This window comes from Sphingobacterium rhinopitheci, from assembly GCF_022627575.1.
GTDB classification, from domain to species: Bacteria; Bacteroidota; Bacteroidia; order Sphingobacteriales; family Sphingobacteriaceae; genus Sphingobacterium; species Sphingobacterium rhinopitheci.
In genome coordinates, this window is sequence record NZ_JADEYQ010000006.1 from 44,750 (window position 1) to 65,304 (window position 20,555).

20 protein-coding genes are annotated in these 20,555 nt (G+C 35.3%); 9 read left to right on the top strand and 11 right to left on the bottom strand.

Translation table 11 applies throughout. The features are described from left to right. Positions 1 to 120 precede the first annotated feature (120 nt). The 3 genes from IP023_RS07930 to IP023_RS07940 are packed head-to-tail and all read right to left on the bottom strand — an operon-like array spanning position 121 to position 1,936. A complete protein-coding gene (locus IP023_RS07930) occupies positions 121 to 1,263 on the bottom strand; it encodes a glutathionylspermidine synthase family protein (RefSeq protein WP_241789730.1) in 1,143 nt (380 codons plus the stop codon). Further along, positions 1,263 to 1,643 (bottom strand): hypothetical protein, encoded by a 381-nt coding sequence (locus IP023_RS07935; RefSeq protein WP_241789731.1) that lies wholly within the window; start codon positions 1,641 to 1,643, stop codon positions 1,263 to 1,265. The genes IP023_RS07930 and IP023_RS07935 overlap by 1 nt, the downstream gene beginning before the upstream one ends. Continuing rightward, entirely contained in the window at positions 1,643 to 1,936 is a 294-nt protein-coding gene (locus IP023_RS07940; RefSeq protein ID WP_241789732.1) for a hypothetical protein, read from the bottom strand. The genes IP023_RS07935 and IP023_RS07940 overlap by 1 nt, the downstream gene beginning before the upstream one ends. 227 nt (positions 1,937 to 2,163) lie before the next feature. Here IP023_RS07940 and IP023_RS07945 point away from each other — a divergent pair, with 227 nt between their 5' ends. From IP023_RS07945 to IP023_RS07955, 3 genes are all read left to right on the top strand, one after another. Next, positions 2,164 to 2,451: an antibiotic biosynthesis monooxygenase family protein gene (locus tag IP023_RS07945; protein ID WP_241789733.1), complete on the top strand. Its 288-nt coding sequence runs from the start codon at positions 2,164 to 2,166 to the stop codon at positions 2,449 to 2,451. A 174-nt stretch (positions 2,452 to 2,625) separates the two neighbouring features. Continuing rightward, complete coding sequence (locus IP023_RS07950; protein WP_241789734.1) at positions 2,626 to 3,132, top strand: S-ribosylhomocysteine lyase; 507 nt, start codon at positions 2,626 to 2,628, stop codon at positions 3,130 to 3,132. Further along, a complete protein-coding gene (locus tag IP023_RS07955; RefSeq protein WP_241789735.1) occupies positions 3,133 to 3,747 on the top strand; it encodes a 5'-methylthioadenosine/S-adenosylhomocysteine nucleosidase family protein in 615 nt (204 codons plus the stop codon). It begins immediately after the preceding gene. Between the two features lie 192 nt (positions 3,748 to 3,939). On the opposite strand, the gene IP023_RS07960 is transcribed toward IP023_RS07955, so the two are convergent. Next, positions 3,940 to 4,413 (bottom strand): hypothetical protein, encoded by a 474-nt coding sequence (locus tag IP023_RS07960; protein ID WP_241789736.1) that lies wholly within the window; start codon positions 4,411 to 4,413, stop codon positions 3,940 to 3,942. Positions 4,414 to 4,682: 269 nt separating this feature from the next. Here IP023_RS07960 and IP023_RS07965 point away from each other — a divergent pair, with 269 nt between their 5' ends. Continuing rightward, positions 4,683 to 5,507 carry a hypothetical protein gene (locus IP023_RS07965; RefSeq protein WP_241789737.1) on the top strand — a complete coding sequence of 275 codons (825 nt, stop codon included), beginning with the start codon at positions 4,683 to 4,685 and terminating at the stop codon, positions 5,505 to 5,507. Positions 5,508 to 5,584: 77 nt separating this feature from the next. On the opposite strand, the gene IP023_RS07970 is transcribed toward IP023_RS07965, so the two are convergent. Both IP023_RS07970 and IP023_RS07975 read right to left on the bottom strand, forming a co-directional pair. Next, positions 5,585 to 7,489, bottom strand: a complete 1,905-nt coding sequence (locus IP023_RS07970) for an AAA domain-containing protein (protein ID WP_241789738.1) — start codon at positions 7,487 to 7,489, stop codon at positions 5,585 to 5,587. An 88-nt stretch (positions 7,490 to 7,577) separates the two neighbouring features. Then, positions 7,578 to 8,882: an ammonium transporter gene (locus tag IP023_RS07975; protein WP_241789739.1), complete on the bottom strand. Its 1,305-nt coding sequence runs from the start codon at positions 8,880 to 8,882 to the stop codon at positions 7,578 to 7,580. A gap of 285 nt (positions 8,883 to 9,167) precedes the next feature. Here IP023_RS07975 and IP023_RS07980 point away from each other — a divergent pair, with 285 nt between their 5' ends. Beyond that, positions 9,168 to 10,205: a porin gene (locus IP023_RS07980; RefSeq protein ID WP_241789740.1), complete on the top strand. Its 1,038-nt coding sequence runs from the start codon at positions 9,168 to 9,170 to the stop codon at positions 10,203 to 10,205. 53 nt (positions 10,206 to 10,258) lie between these two features. Here IP023_RS07980 and IP023_RS07985 read toward each other — a convergent pair whose 3' ends face one another. After that, positions 10,259 to 10,669, bottom strand: a complete 411-nt coding sequence (locus IP023_RS07985) for a tail fiber domain-containing protein (protein ID WP_241789741.1) — start codon at positions 10,667 to 10,669, stop codon at positions 10,259 to 10,261. Positions 10,670 to 10,812: 143 nt separating this feature from the next. On the opposite strand from IP023_RS07985, the gene IP023_RS07990 reads away from it, so the two are divergent. The 4 genes from IP023_RS07990 to IP023_RS08005 all read left to right on the top strand — a co-directional run bounded on the left by IP023_RS07990 (position 10,813) and on the right by IP023_RS08005 (position 15,354). Beyond that, complete coding sequence (locus IP023_RS07990) at positions 10,813 to 11,994, top strand: BaiN/RdsA family NAD(P)/FAD-dependent oxidoreductase (RefSeq protein ID WP_241789742.1); 1,182 nt, start codon at positions 10,813 to 10,815, stop codon at positions 11,992 to 11,994. Between the two features lie 129 nt (positions 11,995 to 12,123). After that, positions 12,124 to 13,317, top strand: a complete 1,194-nt coding sequence (locus IP023_RS07995) for a porin (RefSeq protein ID WP_241789743.1) — start codon at positions 12,124 to 12,126, stop codon at positions 13,315 to 13,317. Between the two features lie 112 nt (positions 13,318 to 13,429). After that, positions 13,430 to 14,476 carry a linear amide C-N hydrolase gene (locus tag IP023_RS08000; protein WP_241789744.1) on the top strand — a complete coding sequence of 349 codons (1,047 nt, stop codon included), beginning with the start codon at positions 13,430 to 13,432 and terminating at the stop codon, positions 14,474 to 14,476. Positions 14,477 to 14,595: 119 nt separating this feature from the next. After that, positions 14,596 to 15,354 (top strand): class I SAM-dependent methyltransferase, encoded by a 759-nt coding sequence (locus IP023_RS08005; protein WP_241789745.1) that lies wholly within the window; start codon positions 14,596 to 14,598, stop codon positions 15,352 to 15,354. A 122-nt stretch (positions 15,355 to 15,476) separates the two neighbouring features. On the opposite strand, the gene IP023_RS08010 is transcribed toward IP023_RS08005, so the two are convergent. From IP023_RS08010 to IP023_RS08025, 4 genes are read right to left on the bottom strand one after another with little or no spacing between them, the layout of a single operon-like run. Then, entirely contained in the window at positions 15,477 to 16,106 is a 630-nt protein-coding gene (locus IP023_RS08010) for a gluconate 2-dehydrogenase subunit 3 family protein (protein ID WP_241789746.1), read from the bottom strand. Positions 16,107 to 16,117: 11 nt separating this feature from the next. Continuing rightward, entirely contained in the window at positions 16,118 to 17,542 is a 1,425-nt protein-coding gene (locus tag IP023_RS08015) for a Gfo/Idh/MocA family protein (protein ID WP_241789747.1), read from the bottom strand. 20 nt (positions 17,543 to 17,562) lie between these two features. Next, on the bottom strand, positions 17,563 to 19,248 hold the full coding sequence (locus tag IP023_RS08020; protein ID WP_241789862.1) for a GMC oxidoreductase: 1,686 nt from the start codon (positions 19,246 to 19,248) through the stop codon (positions 17,563 to 17,565). Positions 19,249 to 19,293: 45 nt separating this feature from the next. Next, positions 19,294 to 20,529: an MFS transporter gene (locus IP023_RS08025; protein WP_241789748.1), complete on the bottom strand. Its 1,236-nt coding sequence runs from the start codon at positions 20,527 to 20,529 to the stop codon at positions 19,294 to 19,296. Positions 20,530 to 20,555 lie beyond the last annotated feature (26 nt).

A 20,555-nucleotide genomic window follows, 5' to 3' on the forward strand; every position in this document is an offset into this window, starting at 1 on the left:
GCTTACTTATTTTATACATAGTGCGATTCAGTATTGTTCTATGTAAATTATCCTTCTACAAAAGACTAAACTAATATCTATTTTTTAGGTTTAGAAAAAAAATCTAATGCCCGATCGAGGTTAATGTCTTATTATGTGCGGAATAAACCGACTTTTGTCTGTAGTAATAGGCATATCGGATTCACGAAAGGATATACCACATGATTCCTGTCCTATCACCCAACTTCCTATTATAGAGAAACCACTATCTTCCCTATGCAAATTAGCCAATTCTTGGTACACATATCCTTCTTCCCCATATTCACCCTCTGTGGCATATATCATCTGTGTATCATAATACATCTCTACATTAGCACCTTCACGTGAGAGAATCGGTTTCTTTACATAATTTTTTAAATGGCTAGGCTTATCAAAGTAAGAAGCTAACAAATTAGGATGATTGGGGAACAATTCCCACAGAATAGGCAGAATAGCTTTATTAGAAAGTAGCATCTTCCAAGAAGGCTCTATCCACTGTGCTTCTAAAGCATCATTTACAATTTGTGTAGCAAATTCTTCACGAACCATCCACTCCCAAGGATATAGTTTAAATATACTTTGAATATTTTCACCCTCAAGATCCACAAAACATCTTCCGTCCCAACCAATATCATCGATATAAATCAACTTGGTTTCTATACCTGCTTGAATAGCCGTATCTCTTAAATATTCGACATTCGTCAAATCTTCCAGGGTTTCTTTTCCACAAGAAAAATGAAGAATCTCACCTTTCAAATAAGGCTTCAACTCAGTCCAACTCTGAATCAGTTGCTCATGAATACTATTGAACTGATTTGTTAGCTCTGGGAAATAATGATTTTTCCAATACCACTGTACAATGCCTGTTTCAAAAAGTGAAGTAGGCGTATCCGCATTAAACTCCAACATTTTCAACTCCTTTGTGGTATTATCAAAAGCGAAATCAAAACGGCCGTATATGGAAGGGTTGTCATTCTCCCAAGACCGTTCGATATGATGTATCATAAAAGCAGGAATATGAAACTTAGCATACAACTGATTTTTAATCACATACTCTACCGCATCTAAACACATAGACCAAAGCTCATTGGTGGCTTTATAAATCTGATCTGCCTCTTGATTTGATATCTCATAGTAGTAATCGTCAATCCAATATGGGATACCGTCCATGGTATGATAACCATAGCCTATAGATGATAGACGCGCCTCCCAATTGGGGTCGATACGCAATTTATTAATTCGCATTATGAACCATATGAAGATCTAGGAGTTGACGAAACAGCACTTTTGCCAAATCCACCACGTTGTGCATTAAATGCGGAAGCCTTAGCTGCATTTTTACCTACTACAGACTGTGTGTTTAAGCTATTATTGGCATAGCCTAATGACCCACCCATATGTCTGAACGCCATAAACCATAGTAATGAAGAGCCCATTCCCATTCCTCCACTACCATTTCCCTGACTATAATTATTTGTTACTTCGGTATATTGCGCTGTTGAGTCAGCACGCATAAATACACGCTGTTTATCAGCTGTATTTGACTGTTGTTTTGGCTGCGCACAAGAAGCCAAAACAGAAGTAATCAAAACCAATTGTATATTTCTAGCTGTTGTTTTTCTCATTATTGTACAGTTACGAATATAGGCACCTTACTCAAATTTTTACTGCTATCTACAGCGTCCCAAGTTTTGGGAGCAATCGCCGTTTTAAGGGTATCGTTTTTAGAAGCTATCTGTTCTCCATTGTACCAAATATGCTGTGTCGTAATATGCAACACAGAATCTCCTGCCGTAATAGTTTTTAAAGTAACTTCGCGGGCAGATTTTTTATCTAATTCTTCTAGTGGTTGTTCCTTAGTCTTTTGACTACAGGAAGCTAAAGAAAGCATAGAAAGTAAAACGAATAAATATTTCATATAATTTTTTAATCCTCTATTACAAAGATAACATCTTCTAGATTATTAACTAATCTAATCCTACAATATACTATAATTAAGTAGGAATATTAAAATTGATGTCACAAGATCACGAATCCAACTTGAAATACAATCACCAAGATCTATCCCCAATATTTGGGGAGCTATAGTTGTCCCATATTTCAAAAATGCATATATTTAATGTCAATTCAATCTAAAAACTAATTATGGTACTAGAAGTAGCAATTTTAACAATTATCCAGGGCCAACAGGCCAATTTTGAGCGTGATTACCAAACAGCATGTCAATATATTTCGGCAAGTAAGGGATATATCAAACATAGTTTGCAAAAATGTGTAGAAAAAGACAATCAATATATTCTATTGGTGGAATGGGAAACCTTAGAAGACCATACCATCACCTTCAAGGAATCTAGCTTATTTAAAGAATGGGAAAAATTATTACACCATTATTACGATCCTTTTCCGACAGTAGAGCATTATATCAACTTATAATCTATTAAACAAAGAAACCACCTAGCGCGTGGTTTCTTTGTTTAATGGTAATTTTTTAGTGCTATTTTGTATATTTGTTATGCTATAGTATTTCAATACTACTATACATAATAATTAAAAACAGTGTTTAATCAGCCTAGCCATTGATTGACGCATTTTATAACAGAAAAAAAGATGTACACAAAAGAAAAAGCAACTGTAACAAGTTTTACGGTAGATCATACTATCCTTAAACAAGGTATATATGCCAAATCAGCTAAGACAAACAATAGTAATGTCGATGCCTATACGACCTACGATATTCGTATGATTCGCCCTAACTCTCCTGAAAGAATGCTTTCTCCAGAAGTGATGCATACTTTGGAACACTGTTTTGCTACAGAAATCAGAACTATCTTGGGCGATGAAGTAATCTACGTGGGGCCCATGGGCTGTTGTACGGGGTTCTATGTTGTACTAGCAGGAACAGAAAGAACAGCTCAATCAGTTCAAGAACTGATGAAAGAAGTATTGGAAATAGTTTTAGAAGAAGGCTACGAAGTGCCATTCCAAAACCCTATCAGCTGTGGTAACTACACATTTATGGATTTTGAAAACTCAAAAAAAGCGTGTCAAAACTACTTGAATTTGATCAATGCTGGCGAATTGGAATTTGAATACCCTTATATCCAAGAAAACTAAATGATTCTAAATAAAGGAATAAAAACTATCATATTGGTAGCCAACAAGAATGAGTTGTCATTCACTACAGACGACAGTTCTATTGCATTATATGAAATCGGCGTAGGAAAAGTAAATGCTACAGTATCCCTCGCTATATTGCACCAAGAAATCAGTGCACTTGGTATCACACCTATCTTACTAAATGTAGGCACAGTAGGCTCTACTAGATTTCCTATTGAACATGTGCTTTATCCAGAAAATTTTGCACAAGGTGATGCTTATACAGATGGCTTCTTCTTGGAAAACACTACTTTTTTGAGTGGAAAGGGAACTTTAAAATCTGTTGATATTTCAGATTTTGATTATTCACAAGCTATCCTTACCTCGGATAGGTTTATAAATGTAAATACGGCATTTTATAAAGATATAGAACATCTAAATCCAGAAGCTTTTGATATGGAAGCCTATGCTTTAGCATACTTTTGCTATCTGCACAAACTGCCATTTTATGCTATCAAAATAGTATCTGACAATTGTGATGGCACTGTAAAAGATTGGGAGAGTATATTGAGTAGAATCTCTGGAAAATTAGGCAATATTCTAACTGAATTCCTGAGCAATTTGGAACAATAAGAATATAATACATAAGGCTTTTCAGTTCATCGAAAAGCCTTATGTATTTATTTTCACTAGTATACAGTACTTTAAAAACAGCCTTTATTAAAATATAAGCTAGGATTTTTCAAGATTACAAATAAAGTATAGCGCCTGTAAAAAATAATCCATATTATTAATACCTATTGAGATAGACGCTAAAAATAGCGATTAATTTATTTTCTTTAATGTCATCAGAAAACCCACATGATGACTCCCAGTACTATCTTCAGGATCTGCATCTTCCATTTTACGAAGTAATATTAATTTGTCATTCTCAAATTTATAAACCAATTCATCATCCTCCGCATCCCCATTTATATTTATTAAAGATAATACAGAATCTTGTTTATTAATTTTAAAATCCCATGCGAATTCATTTTTCAAATTAGTTATCGAGACTAAAGAATCCGATTGAAAACTATAAACATAAGCATCATCTGTTGGTATTTGCTCCAACTCGAATGTCTCTGTCCTTTTATTATCTTTCTCAAAAAAACGTTGTTCAGTTTCCACTAACCACTTCCCTTCCAGCAGATTGATTGAGGAATGCCCCACATCTACTGTGGATTCAGCCTTATGGCTTGAATTGCAAGAAACACATAAAAATAAAACTGAAGTAGCTAAGATGAATATTTTTTTCATTGGTAATAGATTTAGATTAACCAAATATAAAGTATTTATTATTTTTTATTCCATCCTCCTTTATCAAATAATACTATTATAACCTACCTAGTATTTAAAAATGTCATCCAACCAGTATAATATGTAAGCTAAAATTTACAATAAAATAATCTAAAATTAAAAATAATTCTTTTCAGTATAATTAAATATACATTTGCGAAACTGAATTTATATAAATCAATACTGCTCAGAAAATGTGCCGTATTAAATCTTTTTTAAAATATATCATTATGATAAGAATTACTACTTTATTATTATTAGTACTTTTCACAAAAGTGTCCTTTGCTCAAGATAGCTTAGTGACCACAGCAAAACAAAAAGATATTGAGTTTACCCTAAGCCTAAGATCAAATCAACTGTGGAGAGGGAATATCACAACAGACCAACCCGTGGTAATAAGCCAGGTAGAATTCGCGATAAATAAATCTAGAACATTAAAAATGGGAATATGGGGGGGATCTGCTATCTCTAACAATGCCAACGGGACACAATACAAAGAGATAGATTATTTCATTCATTACGAAAAAAATGGAATAAGCATAAAACTATGGGATTTTTTTACGTCAACAAATATCGTAGCCGAACGAGCATCTGACAATATTTTCAACTACTCTAAAAGTAGAACAGCCCATTTACTTAATTTAGCTATGAGCTACCAATTGCAAAATAACTTCCCTTTAATATTTGAAACAGATATCCTAGTATATGGTGGTGCCAATGCACGTGAAGTACTACTAAATAACAATGGCGATTATTTAAGAAACAAGTATTCTACTTATGTAGGATTGATATACCCATCCAAACTCAATGACGAATATAGCTTAGATGCATTTATAGGATTTGGTTTTGCTTTCAACCCGGGGGATCCTAACAAAGGAGAAACAACATTTCTATTTGGGAATGGGAAGAACAAATTTGACATCGTAAATCTTGGTTTTACAATCACGCGTGATGTCAATATTCTTAATAAAGTCAACATTCCAGTTTCGATGACTACTTTATGGAACCCATCTAACCAATTTGCTCGAGTACAAATTGCCGCAAAGATATTTTAATAGTTATAAAAACTATGTTTTATAATAATGGATTAAGTATTGACCTTAATCCATTATTATACGATAAAAAGAACCTTTTAAGCCCACTCCCAGACACTATGATACTGATCTATACCAGTTACATAGTCTAAGAAACCTTTATAAAAATTATGCTGACCAATCGTACTACTATCCCCAATTACGATTAATTTTTTCTTAGCACGTGTCATAGCCACATTCATACGACGTATATCCGATAGAAAGCCTATTTGCTGATTACTATTGGCTCTTGTTAGCGATATATAAATGATATCTTTCTCTTGCCCCTGAAAACTATCTATCGTATGCACCTGAATAAAATTGCCAATTGTTTTTAATAATTCATCGTTAGCTACTAAATCTTTTAAAATAGCAGATTGCTGACGATAAGGAGCAATAACGCCAATAGTAGGGAAATTTTTTATATCATATTTTCGCAACAGCTCCTGCGCATTTGCCAATAGGTGTCGATACAAAAATAAGGCTTCCTCTTTATTAGAAATTGCGGTATCTTCGATTGTTTCTTCATAGCCTGCTCCCGCAGTATCTATAAATACGACAGGCTCCATATCGTCCTTAAGCGTCCAATCGGCGACAGCGGTAGCGGCCTCCAATCTTCCATCATATAGTATTTGTGAAGGATACTCCATTATCTGCTTATTCATACGATACTGAACATTCAATAATGAAACAGCATCTGGAAAACGATGGACTAATTTTTCAAAGAGTGTTTTATAAAACCCTTCATTGACCTTTGTTGTAGATTTTACTGTTGGCGGCAACTGACAATGATCACCTGCCAAAATAACGCGATCAGCCTTCAAGATAGGAACCCAACAGGCAGGCTCTAATGCTTGTGCTGCTTCATCTATAATCACAGTATGATATTGTCGTTCCCGAATACTGTAATGATTGGCACCGACCAAAGTCGCTGCTATGACTTCGACTTTATTCAAGACGTCATCTATTATATAATCCTGAATCTTATCTATTTCTTTACGCAATTTTCGGGCTTCATCGAATAATGCTTTACGTTGATCTCTTTCTGACTTACCAAAATTACGCTTATATTTATGCGCCATATCCGTATATGCACGAACTTGCTTCTCTAAATTTTTACGCTCTTTATTTGCTATATGCTTATCTATTTTAGCATCTAAAGTCAACTCTTGTAGATGATCTGACACACGAACAGGATTACCAATACGCAAAACCGAAACCCCCAGTTCGTCGAGCTTTTCAGCTAATATATCTACCGCAGTATTACTAGGCGTGACCACCAAAATCTGTCGTTTATCCTTTTTCAAAAGCGCCTGAATACCAGCTATCAAGGTAGTAGTCTTTCCAGTCCCCGGAGGACCATGCAATATGGTCAAGGGATTATCAGCCAACATAGAAGCTACTGCCTTATTCTGGCTCTCATTCAAATTAGGGCTTTGGTACATACCAGCCTCCAATACTTTAGGATGCCATGATTCATTGCCTAGCAATTGGCGTACAATATTATCATCTACTATATCTAAAGATTTTCTTTTTGCTTCGTCCAAGGCGGCAAACATTTCTTTATAAGCATGTTCGTCAAACAGAAGATCAACCCCCAGCTTACCTCTCCTACTCCAATCTGGCAATTCGTCTACGCGAACAGATATACGCATTACATCACGACTGACAAAAGCTATAATCCCTTCCAACCGATCCTCATTGGGGTCATGATTTGAAAATAATGCCACAGGCATTCCAAAGCGAAACTTATGACCTTCATCTTGAAAATTAGTTTTTTGAATGGTAATAGTCAAATAGTCGCCTCTCCCCAATTCGGTATTGACAATAGCTATCGGAAACCAACTAACTCCCTGTACTCTACGCTCCTGCAATGAACTACGTAAAAGTAAATTTTCATGTTGTAAATAATCGTATTGCTTTTCCTCTTTTAAAAGAGTAATCTGTTCATCAAAGTAACTCATCGTACAAAGTAAAGCAATTTATTGAAATATTTAGAAACATTAAAGGCGACATAAAGCCGCCTTTAAACACAAAACATACTATACACAATTATAATTCTTCATCATGTTGAGTAGCATCTAAACCTGATATTTCTTCTTCTTCACTAACACGTAAAGGCGTTATTAAGTCCGTAATTTTCAATAAAATGAAGGAACCTCCAAAGACAAAAATAGAAACCCCTACTAACGCAATTAGGTGTGCAATAAACAAGCCTGTTTCTCCATAAAACAACCCATTTACAGTGACATCAGAATTGACACCACTGTAGGCAAATACTGCGGTCAGCAACATACCTACCATCCCACCTACACCATGGCAAGGAAATACATCTAATGTATCATCAATACCTGTTTTATTTCTCCATATTACGAACAAGTTACTTACAACAGCAGCTACAACTCCCATAATAAAAGAATGTGGAATGGTAACAAAACCTGCTCCAGGTGTGATAGCTACCAAACCTACAACAGCACCTATACATGCCCCCATTGCTGAAGGCTTTCTTCCGCGCAGGATATCAAAAAACATCCATGTCATAGCTGCAGCAGCAGAAGCTGTCGTGGTCGTCCCAAAGGCATATGCTGCCAACTCATTTGCACCACCCGCAGAACCTGCATTAAAACCGAACCAACCGAACCATAATAATCCTGTTCCTAAGATAACATAACTGATACGTGCTGGACTGTGACTTGGATTTTTTCGTTTACCTAAATATAGTGCTGATGCCAAAGCAGCCCAGCCTGCAGACATATGTACTACCGTACCACCTGCAAAATCCAAAACTCCCATTTTGGCAAGAATCCCATCCGGATGCCAAGTTGAATGGGCTAAAGGGGCATAAATTAGAATTACAAAAAGCGTTAGAAATATTAAGTAAGCATTGAATTTAATACGTTCAGCAAATCCACCCGTAATCAATGCAGGAGTAAGTACGGCAAATTTTAATTGAAACATAGCGAACAATACTAATGGAATTGTCGGCATACCCGGCCAGGAATTGTTCCCGAGCGTACCTTTCATCATATAAAATGTAGTAGGATTACCTATTATACCTCCTATATCCTCGCCAAAAACTAAACTAAAACCAAAAACTATCCAAACAATAGTTACTAAACCCATACAGACGAAACTTTGTAACATCGTAGATATTACATTTTTCTTATGTACCATACCTCCATAAAAGAAGGCTAAGCCTGGCGTCATCAACAATACCAAGGCTGCAGATGCTAGTAACCAAGCTGTATCTCCAGTATCCAAATGCACACCTGTCACTGTAGTTACTTCAGTAGTTGGCAAGATAAAAGACAGCACGACAACTACAATTATAATAATAAAAGGGATATATTTTTTCATTTTTCTGATAATTTAAGTTAATAACCATGTTTTCAAAACACGTTGATTCTCAAAACCTTACCAAGGTTAACGAAAAAATTCATTAAAACACAATAAAATTTAAAATTTTACACAAAAACAGTATTTAAAGTGAATATTAATCAATAAATACAGCTACAAAATATAAAAATTATAAAATTTTAATTGTTTTATTAAAAATTTGGAAGTAAATTATAACTGAACTAACACAAAAAAACACAAAAACAAACACAATGAAGACTTTCAACAACACAAAAACTAAATTTTATGAGAAAAAAAACAAACTTAACCGTTTTTTTAAGCGCAATTGCATCACTAAGCATTGCACAAGAGACAAAACCACTTGAAATAAATGGATATGCTGACGTATATTACAAATATGACTTTGCAAATCGCGAAAATATAAATACATACTTTGGCAATGACCACAATTCTATATCTATTGGAATGATAGGTTTAGGATTAAAGAAAACCACAGGCAGAGCCTCTTTTGTTGGAGAACTTTCATTTGGACCACGTGGACAATACCTCACCATTCCTACAGGTGACTATAACGACAACAGCAATACTTTCCATATCCAAAATTTATATATAGGGTATGATTTTACTAAAAAATTCAATATGACAGCGGGTTATATGGGTACTTTTATAGGTTATGAAGTCATAGCACCATCTTTAAATTTTCATTATTCTACCTCCTATCTATTTGGCGCGGGCCCCTTTCAAAATGCAGGTATCAAAGGTACCTATAACTTCACTGAAAAAATTTCATTGATGCTTGGTTTGTTCAATGACTGGAACACCTATCAAGATATAAACGGGGTTTCACATTTTGGCGGACAATTAGCTGTCCAACCGATAGAAGGATTAAGTGCTTATTTTAATTTCCTTTCAGGCACCTCAGCAGGAGGACGTGACGAATATACATCAGGTACCATCTATGATTTAGTAGCGAGTTATGAAATCACGGATAAATTTAGCTTAGGCCTAAATGCTGCAGATTACACTTTCAAATCCGATACGGGCGGTGGCTATAGCGGTGTTGCACTGTACCCCCAATACAGCATCTCCGAAAACGTAGCCTTAGGGCTACGTGGTGAATACTTTAATGTTAAGAAAACCGACATAATCCCCTCAGAATCTACTTCTTCTTTTACATTATCGGCTAATATCAAGCACGAAGGTCTAACATTAATTCCCGAAATAAGATTAGACAACAATCAAAATCCCATTTTTTTGACTAAAAATTCCGACCCTAGCAAAAAAGCTTCACAATTCTCTCTATCATTAGTTTATAGCTTCTAAAGAATAATTCCACAAAAAAGGGTAACTGAAATTCAATTACCCTTTTTTAACTATTACTTTTTCAATTGTTCGATTTCGCTTTTCAGTTTTTCAATTTCCAACTGTTGCTCCTGAACAGCAGAAACCAACAAGGGAATGATACTTTTATAATCTATATCTTCATAAGATATCGTTTTGGTTGTATTCTTAGATACAGCAACAACACGGGACTCCTGATTTACAATTTCTGGAATTGATTCCTTTACTTGGTTAAGGTTAATCCCAAACTGCTTCCCTTTTGGCAAATCCAAACCTTTGAACTGCGCCACATTATAGTCAAATATAATAGGCTCTAGATTAGCTAATAATTCTCGACCATTACTAATCTCTTTGATATTCAACCTCAACTCTGGATCTTGTATTTTTTGTGCATTGACAATCCCACAATATCCAATAAGACCTAATAATATAAATACTTTTTTCATCACACTAACTAATAATCATAAGGTCACAAGATAGAAAACATTGATTTTAAAGACAATAGTAAAACCGAAATTCTAAAAAATTGACATAAATCAGATTTATTTAAGAATAGTATACAACGGGCCTAAAATTGTATTTTTGCAAGATGTATAAATCTCCTATTGTCATCATTGGTGCTGGACCTGCTGGATTAATGGCTGCACAACATCTTGCCGAAAATGGTTTTGAAGTACACATTTATGAGCAGAATAAAGCCGCAGCACGCAAATTTTTAGTAGCTGGACATGGAGGTTTTAATCTCACCCATAATGAGTCAATAACAGATTTCATAACACGCTATGATAAATCAGAATTGTCTCCTATAATAAAAGATTTTGACAATCAGGACACCGTACAATGGCTTCATGATCTAGGTATTGATACTTATGTAGGTTCTTCAGGAAAAATATTTCCTATAAAAACAATTAAACCAATACATGTATTACAAGCATGGTTAGATAAACTAAATAGCTTAGGCGTAACAATACATTACGAACATACATTTCAAGACTTTGTAGAAGATACAGTATTCTTGAAACACAAGGAAGATATAGTTGCAATAAAATACTATAAGTTGATACTAGCTCTCGGTGGGGGTTCATGGCAGAAGACAGGATCTAATGCACAATGGATTCCTATTCTAAAGAGCAAAAATATCCATATAAAACCATTAGAAGCTGCCAATTCAGGATACAATACCAAGGCGTCATTCGTAGATATTGAAGGACAAATAGTAAAGAATATTGAGATACGTTTCAACGAGATTCGCAAAAAAGGAGAAGTGGTATTTACAACGTATGGAATCGAAGGAAGCCCGCTATATTATTTAAATAGATTCACTCGAGCTACAGCATTTCCATTTACTATTTATATCGATTTAAAGCCTAACAATAGTGAGCAACAAGTGCAAAAAGAAATAGCGAGCACTAAAAATATCACTAAAGCACTTAAAGAAAAGTTAAAATTAAATAATGCTACAATTCAATTGCTCAAAAAACTACCAAAAGAAGCGTACACAAATCCCAATTTACTAGCACAGTATATAAAAAATTACCCTATCGAAGTCACTAGTTTTCGTCCTATAGATGAAGTAATTTCGACTGCTGGGGGAATATTATTTGAAGAGTTAAACCCTTCACTCAACCTACGCAAATACCCAAATATATATTGCCTCGGCGAAATGGTAGATTGGGAAGCTCCAACGGGAGGATATTTGCTCCAAGCATGCTTTAGTATGGGCCAATTTGCGGCAAAACATATAGTTAAAAGTCAAATTATTACAGAATAATACATTTTATCTTATTTCAATAATCAATCAATTTGTTGTAAAAATAAATACCAAACATTCTCTCAACGCTGTTGTTATTAAACAATACAAAAAACGCACTGTTTTTTTACATTAATAAATCAGCATAGTATGAACAGAATAATACTTTTAATAAACGCTGTCGCTCTATTTTTTATCATTCAATTTGCGAATGCACAATCTATAAAAGATTCTATTGAAATAAATGTAAATCCATATGCAAGCTTTCGTGGAAACTTAACAGCTTATAAAAATGAAATAGAACTACAGGATAATGTGTCAAGATTAGGAATAAATGGAAGTATAAAAAAAGGTAAAATATCATTTCTTGCTGCCGCAGAAGTCCATCTAAATCTTTTCCAAGGCCAAGGTACTTTTAATGTCGACAACAATAGAAATGCTGATTTCTTAGAGATACAAACAATAGATAACCAACAAACTATCACCAATAGGTTGGGATATATAGGGATAGATATGGAGAAATATGGAACTTTTACATTTGGTAAACAATGGAGTGTATATTACGATGTTTCATCCTACACAAATCAATTTACGGTATTTGGAGGCCGCGCATCTGCTACCTATATCGGCGGCACCGATGGTGGTGAAAATGGTACCGGTCGTGTCAACCAAGCAGCGATATATAGAAATAAATTTGGTCCCTTCTACTTGGGAGCACAGGTTCAACTTTTAGGATTCAACAATAACAAGTTTGTTGATGGCTACGGATTTTCGGGACAATTGGACATCACTAAGGAGCTGACTTTAGGAGCTGCATACAACAAAGCCTTAGTAAGTGATAGCTTGATATCAAGTGGCAAAATATTAGGCCTACACGGCCAACCAAGTTATTTTACAACAGCAATAAGATATCAAGACAACAAATTTACATTAAGTATACTTGGAGCAATAGAAAAAAATGGTGATTTTGCGCAAGGATCATATAGGAGTTTGACACAAACTATGCAAACACCAACCGTTGTATTTAATGCAAAAGGATTAGAGATATTTTCTAATTATACTTTCCATAAATTCTCTATACATGCTGGCTACAATTTGTACGTCCCAGATACAAAAGTGATAGTAGATGAGAATGGCCAGGCACCAATAAGTCACAATTTCAAAATAAATGACATAATATTTGGCGCAAATTATATCCCTTTTAATTTTATTGAAATTTATGCTGAGCAACGATTGTCATATGGTAGAAGTGCAACAGACATTAAAGACCCAAGTGTCTTTGCATTGGGCATGATTATTGACTTTTCGAAGACGTTCAAAAAGACAATAAGTACTAAAAACTAAGTTTAAAATATGTCCTATTTTTACAGGTTGTATAATAATTTATTAAATTACAACTATTTGAAACAATTTTGATCTTTTTATGTTTTACAATAAAACAATATAATAGTGTCTTATGAAAAAAATTAAACTACTTGTATTATCAGTCTTATGCTTTTCATTATCTACTCCAAAAAGCGAAGCGTGTACACGTGTGGTATACAAAGGGCCAGAAAACCTAGTTATCACCGCCAGATCAATGGATTGGAAAGATGAAATTTCAGCTAATTTATGGGCATTCCCACGCAACTTAAAAAGAAGCGGAAATGTAGGACCTACCTCAATTGAATGGACTTCAAAATATGGAAGTGTGATTACAAGCGCTTGGGACATAGCAACAACTGATGGAATAAATGAAAAAGGCTTAGTCGCTAATGTATTATGGTTAGTAGAAAGTCAATATCCAAAATTTAACCCTAGTACAGGCGAAAAAGGGTTAACGATTTCTGCTTGGGCACAGTATGTATTGGACAACTTTGCGACAGTTCAAGAAGCCGTAGATGTCCTTAGCAAAGAGGAATTTGCGATCGTTTCGGATTACATCCCTGGCACAGACAAATTTACGACCTTACATTTATCAATATCTGATGCGACTGGAGACAATGCTATATTTGAATATATCAATGGCAAATTAGTAATCCATCACAACCCTTCCTACACAGTTATGACAAACTCCCCTACTTTTAATCAGCAGTTAGCGATTAATGGTTATTGGGAAGGTATTCCTGGCACTATGTCTTTACCAGGAACTAACCGTGCTGCAGACAGATTTGTTAGAGCTTCCTATTATATTGATGCAATCCCTCAGACAACAAATACACGTGAAGCAATTGCTAGTGTTTTTAGTGTGATTAGAAATTGTTCCGTTCCATTTGGTATCTCTTCACCTACAGAGCCTAATATCTCTTCTACGCGATGGAGATCAGTATCAGACCAAAAGAACTTAACATACTTCTTTGAAACTGTATTAACACCTAATACATTTTGGGTAGATTTAAAAAAATTAGACTTCTCTAGCGGTGCATCTGTTAAGAAGTTAGATTTATCAAACAATAAAACATACGATGGAGAAGTATCAAAAAAATTCATCAATGCTAAAGCATTTACATTTTTAGGTATATAGTTTCTATTTTTCTTTAATATAAAAGAGTTGGATCAGCTGTAACAAGTTATCCAACTCTTTTTGTTTCTAGCATCATAAGGCTAAAAAAAAGTATATTTATAGATTCAAATATACAATACATGGATATCGTTAAATATAATAAATCGGCATGGGATTCATATGTAGACAAAAAAAACAGATGGACCGTAGCAGTCAGTGATGAAGAAATAATGGAGGCCAAGCAAGGTAAATGGTCCGTTATTTTAACACCTACACTGTCTGTTCCATACAGCTGGTTTCCGACGGATTTAAAAAAAATAAAAATATTAGGATTAGCATGTGGTGGTGGGCAACAAGGCCCAATCTTAGCTGCTCTAGGAGCAAATGTAACTATATTTGATAATTCACCAAAGCAACTTGGTCAAGATACCAAAATGGCAGCAAAACATAATTTAGCTATAGATACTATCGAGGGAGATATGCGAGATTTATCTGTATTTGCTGATGAATCTTTTGATCTCATTTTCAACCCTTGCTCTATCGGTTTTGTGGATGATATCTTAGCCATCTGGAAGGAATGCTATCGCGTATTGAAAAAGGATGGTATACTAATGACAGGTCTAACGAATCCATTGATCTTCCAAATCGATGAAGTAACCATGCGTTTGAAACACAAAGCGCCTTATTCTGATAAACAATCACTATCGAAGGAAGAATTAGATAAATACATGAATAACAACGAGCCTTTGATGTTTGGCCACAGTTGGACAGATCAGATAGGAGGTCAATTACAGGCAGGTTTTATGTTGACAGACATGTATGAAGATAACTGGGATAACACCCATTTATTTGATGCTTATTTCCCAGGGTTTATGGCAACCAGATCGATAAAAAAATAGTTTTTCGAAATAGGATGTCTTGAAAATTGTGATGATGAAATATTAACAAGAAGCACATTATTCATAAATCAGTAAAAGGAAAAAGTGCCTAATCTATTGCTAGATTAGGCACTTTTTTCAGGCTAAGCAAATGCTTTATCACCCTTTTTATAAGGGAAATCACCGTCATATCTTCCGGGTATTTTTACATATCTCAACGCTTGTGTACAGCCCAACTCTGAATTAAAAAATCCAGTCATCGTAATCTGTTTGAATAATGTAAACCAATGAGGAGGAGGCAATTCTAATTCATGATATAATTCATTTTGTTTTAATGCATTTTTCTCACGGTATGCTTTAGTCTCTTCATTTTGTTTCTCATTATAGGCTTTAGCTTCTTTTTCTAAAGCTGCCGCTACAAGAGTACGATCTTCTGCAGACAATTCTTCAAAAGGTTTACCTTTGAATTCTACAGATTTTTTATCCAATTGATTGAAACCATCGATAAAAGCTTTTTGCTGCTCTTCCGTATAACAATCTCTAACCCATACAGGTATAAACTCTCCTACACCTGCAAGCTTGGCTCCAGGAGTAGATGTCGCTGGTAATATGGCTTCCGCCAAATCACCTAATCGTGCGGTCGTTAGCGCTTCAAATAAACCAGATACATCAGCAGATGCTGAACGTGTACATCCTTCTAAGAATAAGTTGGCTCCAATTACAGAACCTCCTAATATCATTGCTACGCGCTGTAATGCTTCTCTTCTATTCATCTACAATTGTATTAAAATGTATAGTTAACTTCCCATCCTGGACGATATGTACGTTTTACAAATTGATTAGCTTCATCAAAATTTGTAACACGCATATTATCATTATCCCATAATAACTTCATACTGCGTCCTGGATATTTATTATCAATTTTTAAATCTGCTCCACGAATAGCCAAATTAGCCATCAATAAAGCTTCCGTTAAAGGTCCTGCAATTTCAAATGGCGAAGACATCTCCATATTACCATATCCGGCTTGACAACCTTCTACCCATTGTGCCCAATGACCTCTAGAGCCATTATTAACACGTGCATATTTTTGTTTCACCTGTGGATATTGCTTAGTACTAGGCAATAATCTTGGATTTTCAGCGTATGTATCCGCTAACATCTTACCTTTAGTACCTATGATTAAAATACCATTACCACCATCACCAAATTTTTCATTCGGCCCTAATTCATCTGGTCTAGGCGGTTGAATTCCACCGTCCATCCAGTGTACTTTAACATCACCTTTGGTTTTATTAGTTTTGGGAAATGTCATTGTAATTGAGCTCGAAGGAGGACAAGATTCAGGAAAATATCCACGCTTGAATTCATCAACATAAACCGAACCAACACTAGCTTGTACATCTTTGACATATTGTAAGCCATAGATACTAAATGGTGCTTCTAAATTGTGGCATCCCATATCACCAAGTGCACCAGTTCCATATGGCCACCAACCTCTCCAATTAAACGGCACTAACTTATCAAAATATTCAACTTGTGGAGCAGTACCTAACCATTTGTCCCAGTCTAAAGTAGACGGTACTTGAGCTTTTCGATCTGGCCAAGCTATCCCTTGAGGCCATACAGGTCTATCTGTCCATGCATACACTTCAACTAGATCACCAATTAATCCAGCATCTGCCCATTCGCGCATTTGACGAACACCATCACCTGATGAACCTTGGTTTCCCATTTGTGTAACGACCTTATATTTTTTTGCCGCATGAGTAAGCGCACGGGCTTCCCATACATCATGCGCTAAGGGCTTCTGTACGTATACATGCTTACCAAGTTGCATTGCAGCTAAAGCTTGAATAGCATGGTTATGATCTGGTGTAGAAACCGAAACAGCATCGATGTGCTTATGCTCTTTGTCTAACATCTCTCTGAAGTCCGTATAAAACTTAGCTTTAGGAAACTTCTCTACAGATCCTTTTGCGCGTGCTTTATCTACATCGCACAAATAAGCTATATTTGCTTTTCCACTTTGAGAAATATTATTCACATCAGAACCACCCATTCCTCCAACCCCGATTGAAGCAACTTGTAGCATATCACTAGGCGCTCTAAAACCAGTACCTCCTAAGACATGCCTTGGAACAATAGTTATACCGGCTGCCGCTACGGAAGCCTTTTTTATAAAATCTCTTCTAGATTCAGTATTCATAATTGGTAGATTATAATAGTTTATAGATTCCCTTTCTTAAGTTCAGATACGGCAAAATCAACAGCTCTAGCAGTTAATGCCATATAAGTTAAAGATGGATTTACACATCCTGCAGATGTCATTGCAGCACCATCTGTAACAAATACATTAGTAGCATCCCAAACTTGGTTATTCCCATTCAAAACTGAAGTTTTAGGATCTCTTCCCATACGAGCCGTACCCATTTCATGAATTCCTTGACCTAAGCCGTAAACGTTATCATAGGTATAGGTATCTTTAACACCAATACGTTCCAACATTTCCTTCATTTCATTTTGCATATCGCCACGCATTTTCAACTCATTATCTCTGATCTCTGCGTTAAAAGATAGCACAGGCAATCCCCATTTATCTTTTTTATCCTTATCAAGTTTAATAGCATTCTCATGATATGGTAACATTTCACCAAAAGCGGTAAATCCTACTGACCAAGTACCAGGCTCCGTGATAGCGTCTTTCCAAGCACCACCAACAGACATCTCTGCTACTTCACCAGACCACCTGCCTCTACTTGCAGCTCCTTGATACCCAAATCCACGTACATAATCTCTAGGCTTGGTATCCCCTTCCACATTTACAAATCTTGGAACATACAAACCTGTAGGTCTACGACCATAAGTATACTTATCTTCATAACCTTCTATTGTACCACCAGCACCACAACGGAAATGGTGATCCATCAAGTTATGACCTAATTCACCACTACTACTTCCTAATCCACCTTCCCAGACATCAGTAGCTGAATTCATCAACACCCATGTAGAGTTTAATGCCGAAGCACATACAAATATTACTTTAGCGTAGTATTCATAGGTTTGATTTGTTTCCGCATCAAGAATTTCTACGCCTTTAGCTTTTTTCGTATCCTTATCATAGATCAATCGTGTAACAATAGAAAAAGGTCTTAAAGTTAAATTTCCCGTTTTCACAGCTACCGGTAAAGTTGCAGATTGTGTACTAAAATAAGCCCCAAAGTTACAACCTAACCAACATTGATTTTGATACTGACAATTAACTCTTCCTTCATGGGGAACAGTGATATTCGCCGTTCTGCCCATAATAAAATGACGTTTGCCACCATATTGTCCTTTTAAGCGCTCAGCTAAATCTTTTTCTACAATATTCATTGGCATAGCCGGCATATAATCACCGTCAGGTAAAGATGGTATACCATCTCTATTACCCGAAATACCCGCAAACTTCTCTGCATAGCTATACCAAGGTGCTATATCTTTATAACGAATAGGCCAATCTACACCATGACCATCCTTAAGATTTGCTTCAAAGTCTAAATCTCCTAGGCGGTAAGATTGACGTCCCCACATCAAAGATCTTCCTCCTACATGGTATCCGCGATACCAATCAAAGCGTTTTTCTTCAACATAAGGATGTTCTAAATCATCCACCCAATAATCAAGATTTTTCTCATTTAATGGATAATCTCTTTTTAAGACCGGATGATTTTTAATCATTTCTTGTGTCCTTCCCCCAGCATGCGGAAATTCCCATGGATTCTTGTTAGCGGCGACATAGTCCTTAACATGCTCAATATTACGTCCCCGTTCAAGCATAATTGTCTTCATCCCCTTCTCTGTAAGCTCTTTTGCTGCCCATCCCCCGCTAATTCCAGACCCAATGACAATAGCATCATAAGTATTACTCTCTATCATAATCTTTGTTTATATTAGTTTAAAAATAATGTGAACAATTTATTAATTTGTTTTCTCAACTTTTTCATCTTTGAAAAATACTAGGAAGATAAACATCACTACAAAAGCAATTCCTGCAGGAACAACCCATGTATGCTGCCAAAAAGCAGCCATATCCGTAGTTTTAAGATCTTTATACATATTTCCGATATAACTAGCTACCCAAAATCCAATTAACTGACCTATTCCGTATGTCGCCAAAGTTATAAGTCCTTGAGCAGCACTTTTATATTTCACGCCGGCTTTACTATCTGTATAAATCTGTCCAGACACAAAGAAGAAATCATAACAGATACCATGTAAAGCAATACCTAATATCAACATAAAGGTTAAATCACCCGCATTACCAAATGCAAATAATAAGTAACGTAATCCCCAAGCTAACATACCAACAAGGATAGTTTTCTTGAATCCGAATTTAGAAAAGAAAACTGGAAGAAGTAACAAAAATAAAACCTCTGAAACTTGTCCAATAGTCATTTTTCCGGTAGGATTTTCCAAGCCTATTTCTGTTAAGAATAAATTAGCATTTTGATAATAGAAAGCTAATGGAATACAAATCAATACCGATGAAAGGAAAAATATGAAAAAGTTACGATCTTTTAATAATTTGATAGCATCTAAACCTATGATTGATGCAAATGAAGGTTTTTCACCTTCATTATCTTTAATTGGAGGTGTTTTTGGTAATGTTAAAGAGAATACGGCTAATACTGCTGATGCAACTGCTGCCATCAAAAATGTATTTTTCAATGCACCATCTAATGCATAAGTATCCCATTTAAAAACATAACTAATAGATAATCCAGCTACAATCCATCCAATCGTTCCCCAAATACGAATAGTGGAGAATTCCTTTTCTGGATTTGTCATTTGTCTAAAAGATATTGAACTCGCTAAAGCCAATGTCGGCATATACAAAATCATATAGCTCAATACATAAGGATAAAATGTATCTATATTGACAGATTGATACATTTGATATAATAATATAGCACCTAAAAGATGTAGAATTGCTAAGACACGCTCTGCATTAAAAAATCTATCCGCAATCATACCGACAATAAAAGGCGCGATAATGGCACCTAAAGATTGTGTAGAGAATACATTTGCTATTTCGAAGTCATCAGCTTTTAAATTTTGAGTAAGAAACGTTCCTAAGGTTACAAACCAAGCTCCCCAGATAAAAAACTCGAGAAACATCATAAAGGAAAGTTTCGTTTTTATAATTGTCGTCATAATATAATTTATTGATTAGAATTTTG

What these genes read in the sequence shown, in the direction of transcription:
- IP023_RS07930 (WP_241789730.1), bottom strand. Translation starts at nt 1,263, where the DNA reads ATGCGAATTAATAAATTGCGTATCGACCCCAATTGGGAGGCGCGTCTA.
- IP023_RS07935 (WP_241789731.1), bottom strand. Translation starts at nt 1,643, where the DNA reads ATGAGAAAAACAACAGCTAGAAATATACAATTGGTTTTGATTACTTCT.
- IP023_RS07940 (WP_241789732.1), bottom strand. Translation starts at nt 1,936, where the DNA reads ATGAAATATTTATTCGTTTTACTTTCTATGCTTTCTTTAGCTTCCTGT.
- IP023_RS07945 (WP_241789733.1), top strand. Translation starts at nt 2,164, where the DNA reads ATGGTACTAGAAGTAGCAATTTTAACAATTATCCAGGGCCAACAGGCC.
- IP023_RS07950 (WP_241789734.1), top strand. Translation starts at nt 2,626, where the DNA reads ATGTACACAAAAGAAAAAGCAACTGTAACAAGTTTTACGGTAGATCAT.
- IP023_RS07955 (WP_241789735.1), top strand. Translation starts at nt 3,133, where the DNA reads ATGATTCTAAATAAAGGAATAAAAACTATCATATTGGTAGCCAACAAG.
- IP023_RS07960 (WP_241789736.1), bottom strand. Translation starts at nt 4,413, where the DNA reads ATGAAAAAAATATTCATCTTAGCTACTTCAGTTTTATTTTTATGTGTT.
- IP023_RS07965 (WP_241789737.1), top strand. Translation starts at nt 4,683, where the DNA reads ATGATAAGAATTACTACTTTATTATTATTAGTACTTTTCACAAAAGTG.
- IP023_RS07970 (WP_241789738.1), bottom strand. Translation starts at nt 7,489, where the DNA reads ATGAGTTACTTTGATGAACAGATTACTCTTTTAAAAGAGGAAAAGCAA.
- IP023_RS07975 (WP_241789739.1), bottom strand. Translation starts at nt 8,882, where the DNA reads ATGAAAAAATATATCCCTTTTATTATTATAATTGTAGTTGTCGTGCTG.
- IP023_RS07980 (WP_241789740.1), top strand. Translation starts at nt 9,168, where the DNA reads ATGAGAAAAAAAACAAACTTAACCGTTTTTTTAAGCGCAATTGCATCA.
- IP023_RS07985 (WP_241789741.1), bottom strand. Translation starts at nt 10,669, where the DNA reads ATGAAAAAAGTATTTATATTATTAGGTCTTATTGGATATTGTGGGATT.
- IP023_RS07990 (WP_241789742.1), top strand. Translation starts at nt 10,813, where the DNA reads ATGTATAAATCTCCTATTGTCATCATTGGTGCTGGACCTGCTGGATTA.
- IP023_RS07995 (WP_241789743.1), top strand. Translation starts at nt 12,124, where the DNA reads ATGAACAGAATAATACTTTTAATAAACGCTGTCGCTCTATTTTTTATC.
- IP023_RS08000 (WP_241789744.1), top strand. Translation starts at nt 13,430, where the DNA reads ATGAAAAAAATTAAACTACTTGTATTATCAGTCTTATGCTTTTCATTA.
- IP023_RS08005 (WP_241789745.1), top strand. Translation starts at nt 14,596, where the DNA reads ATGGATATCGTTAAATATAATAAATCGGCATGGGATTCATATGTAGAC.
- IP023_RS08010 (WP_241789746.1), bottom strand. Translation starts at nt 16,106, where the DNA reads ATGAATAGAAGAGAAGCATTACAGCGCGTAGCAATGATATTAGGAGGT.
- IP023_RS08015 (WP_241789747.1), bottom strand. Translation starts at nt 17,542, where the DNA reads ATGAATACTGAATCTAGAAGAGATTTTATAAAAAAGGCTTCCGTAGCG.
- IP023_RS08025 (WP_241789748.1), bottom strand. Translation starts at nt 20,529, where the DNA reads ATGACGACAATTATAAAAACGAAACTTTCCTTTATGATGTTTCTCGAG.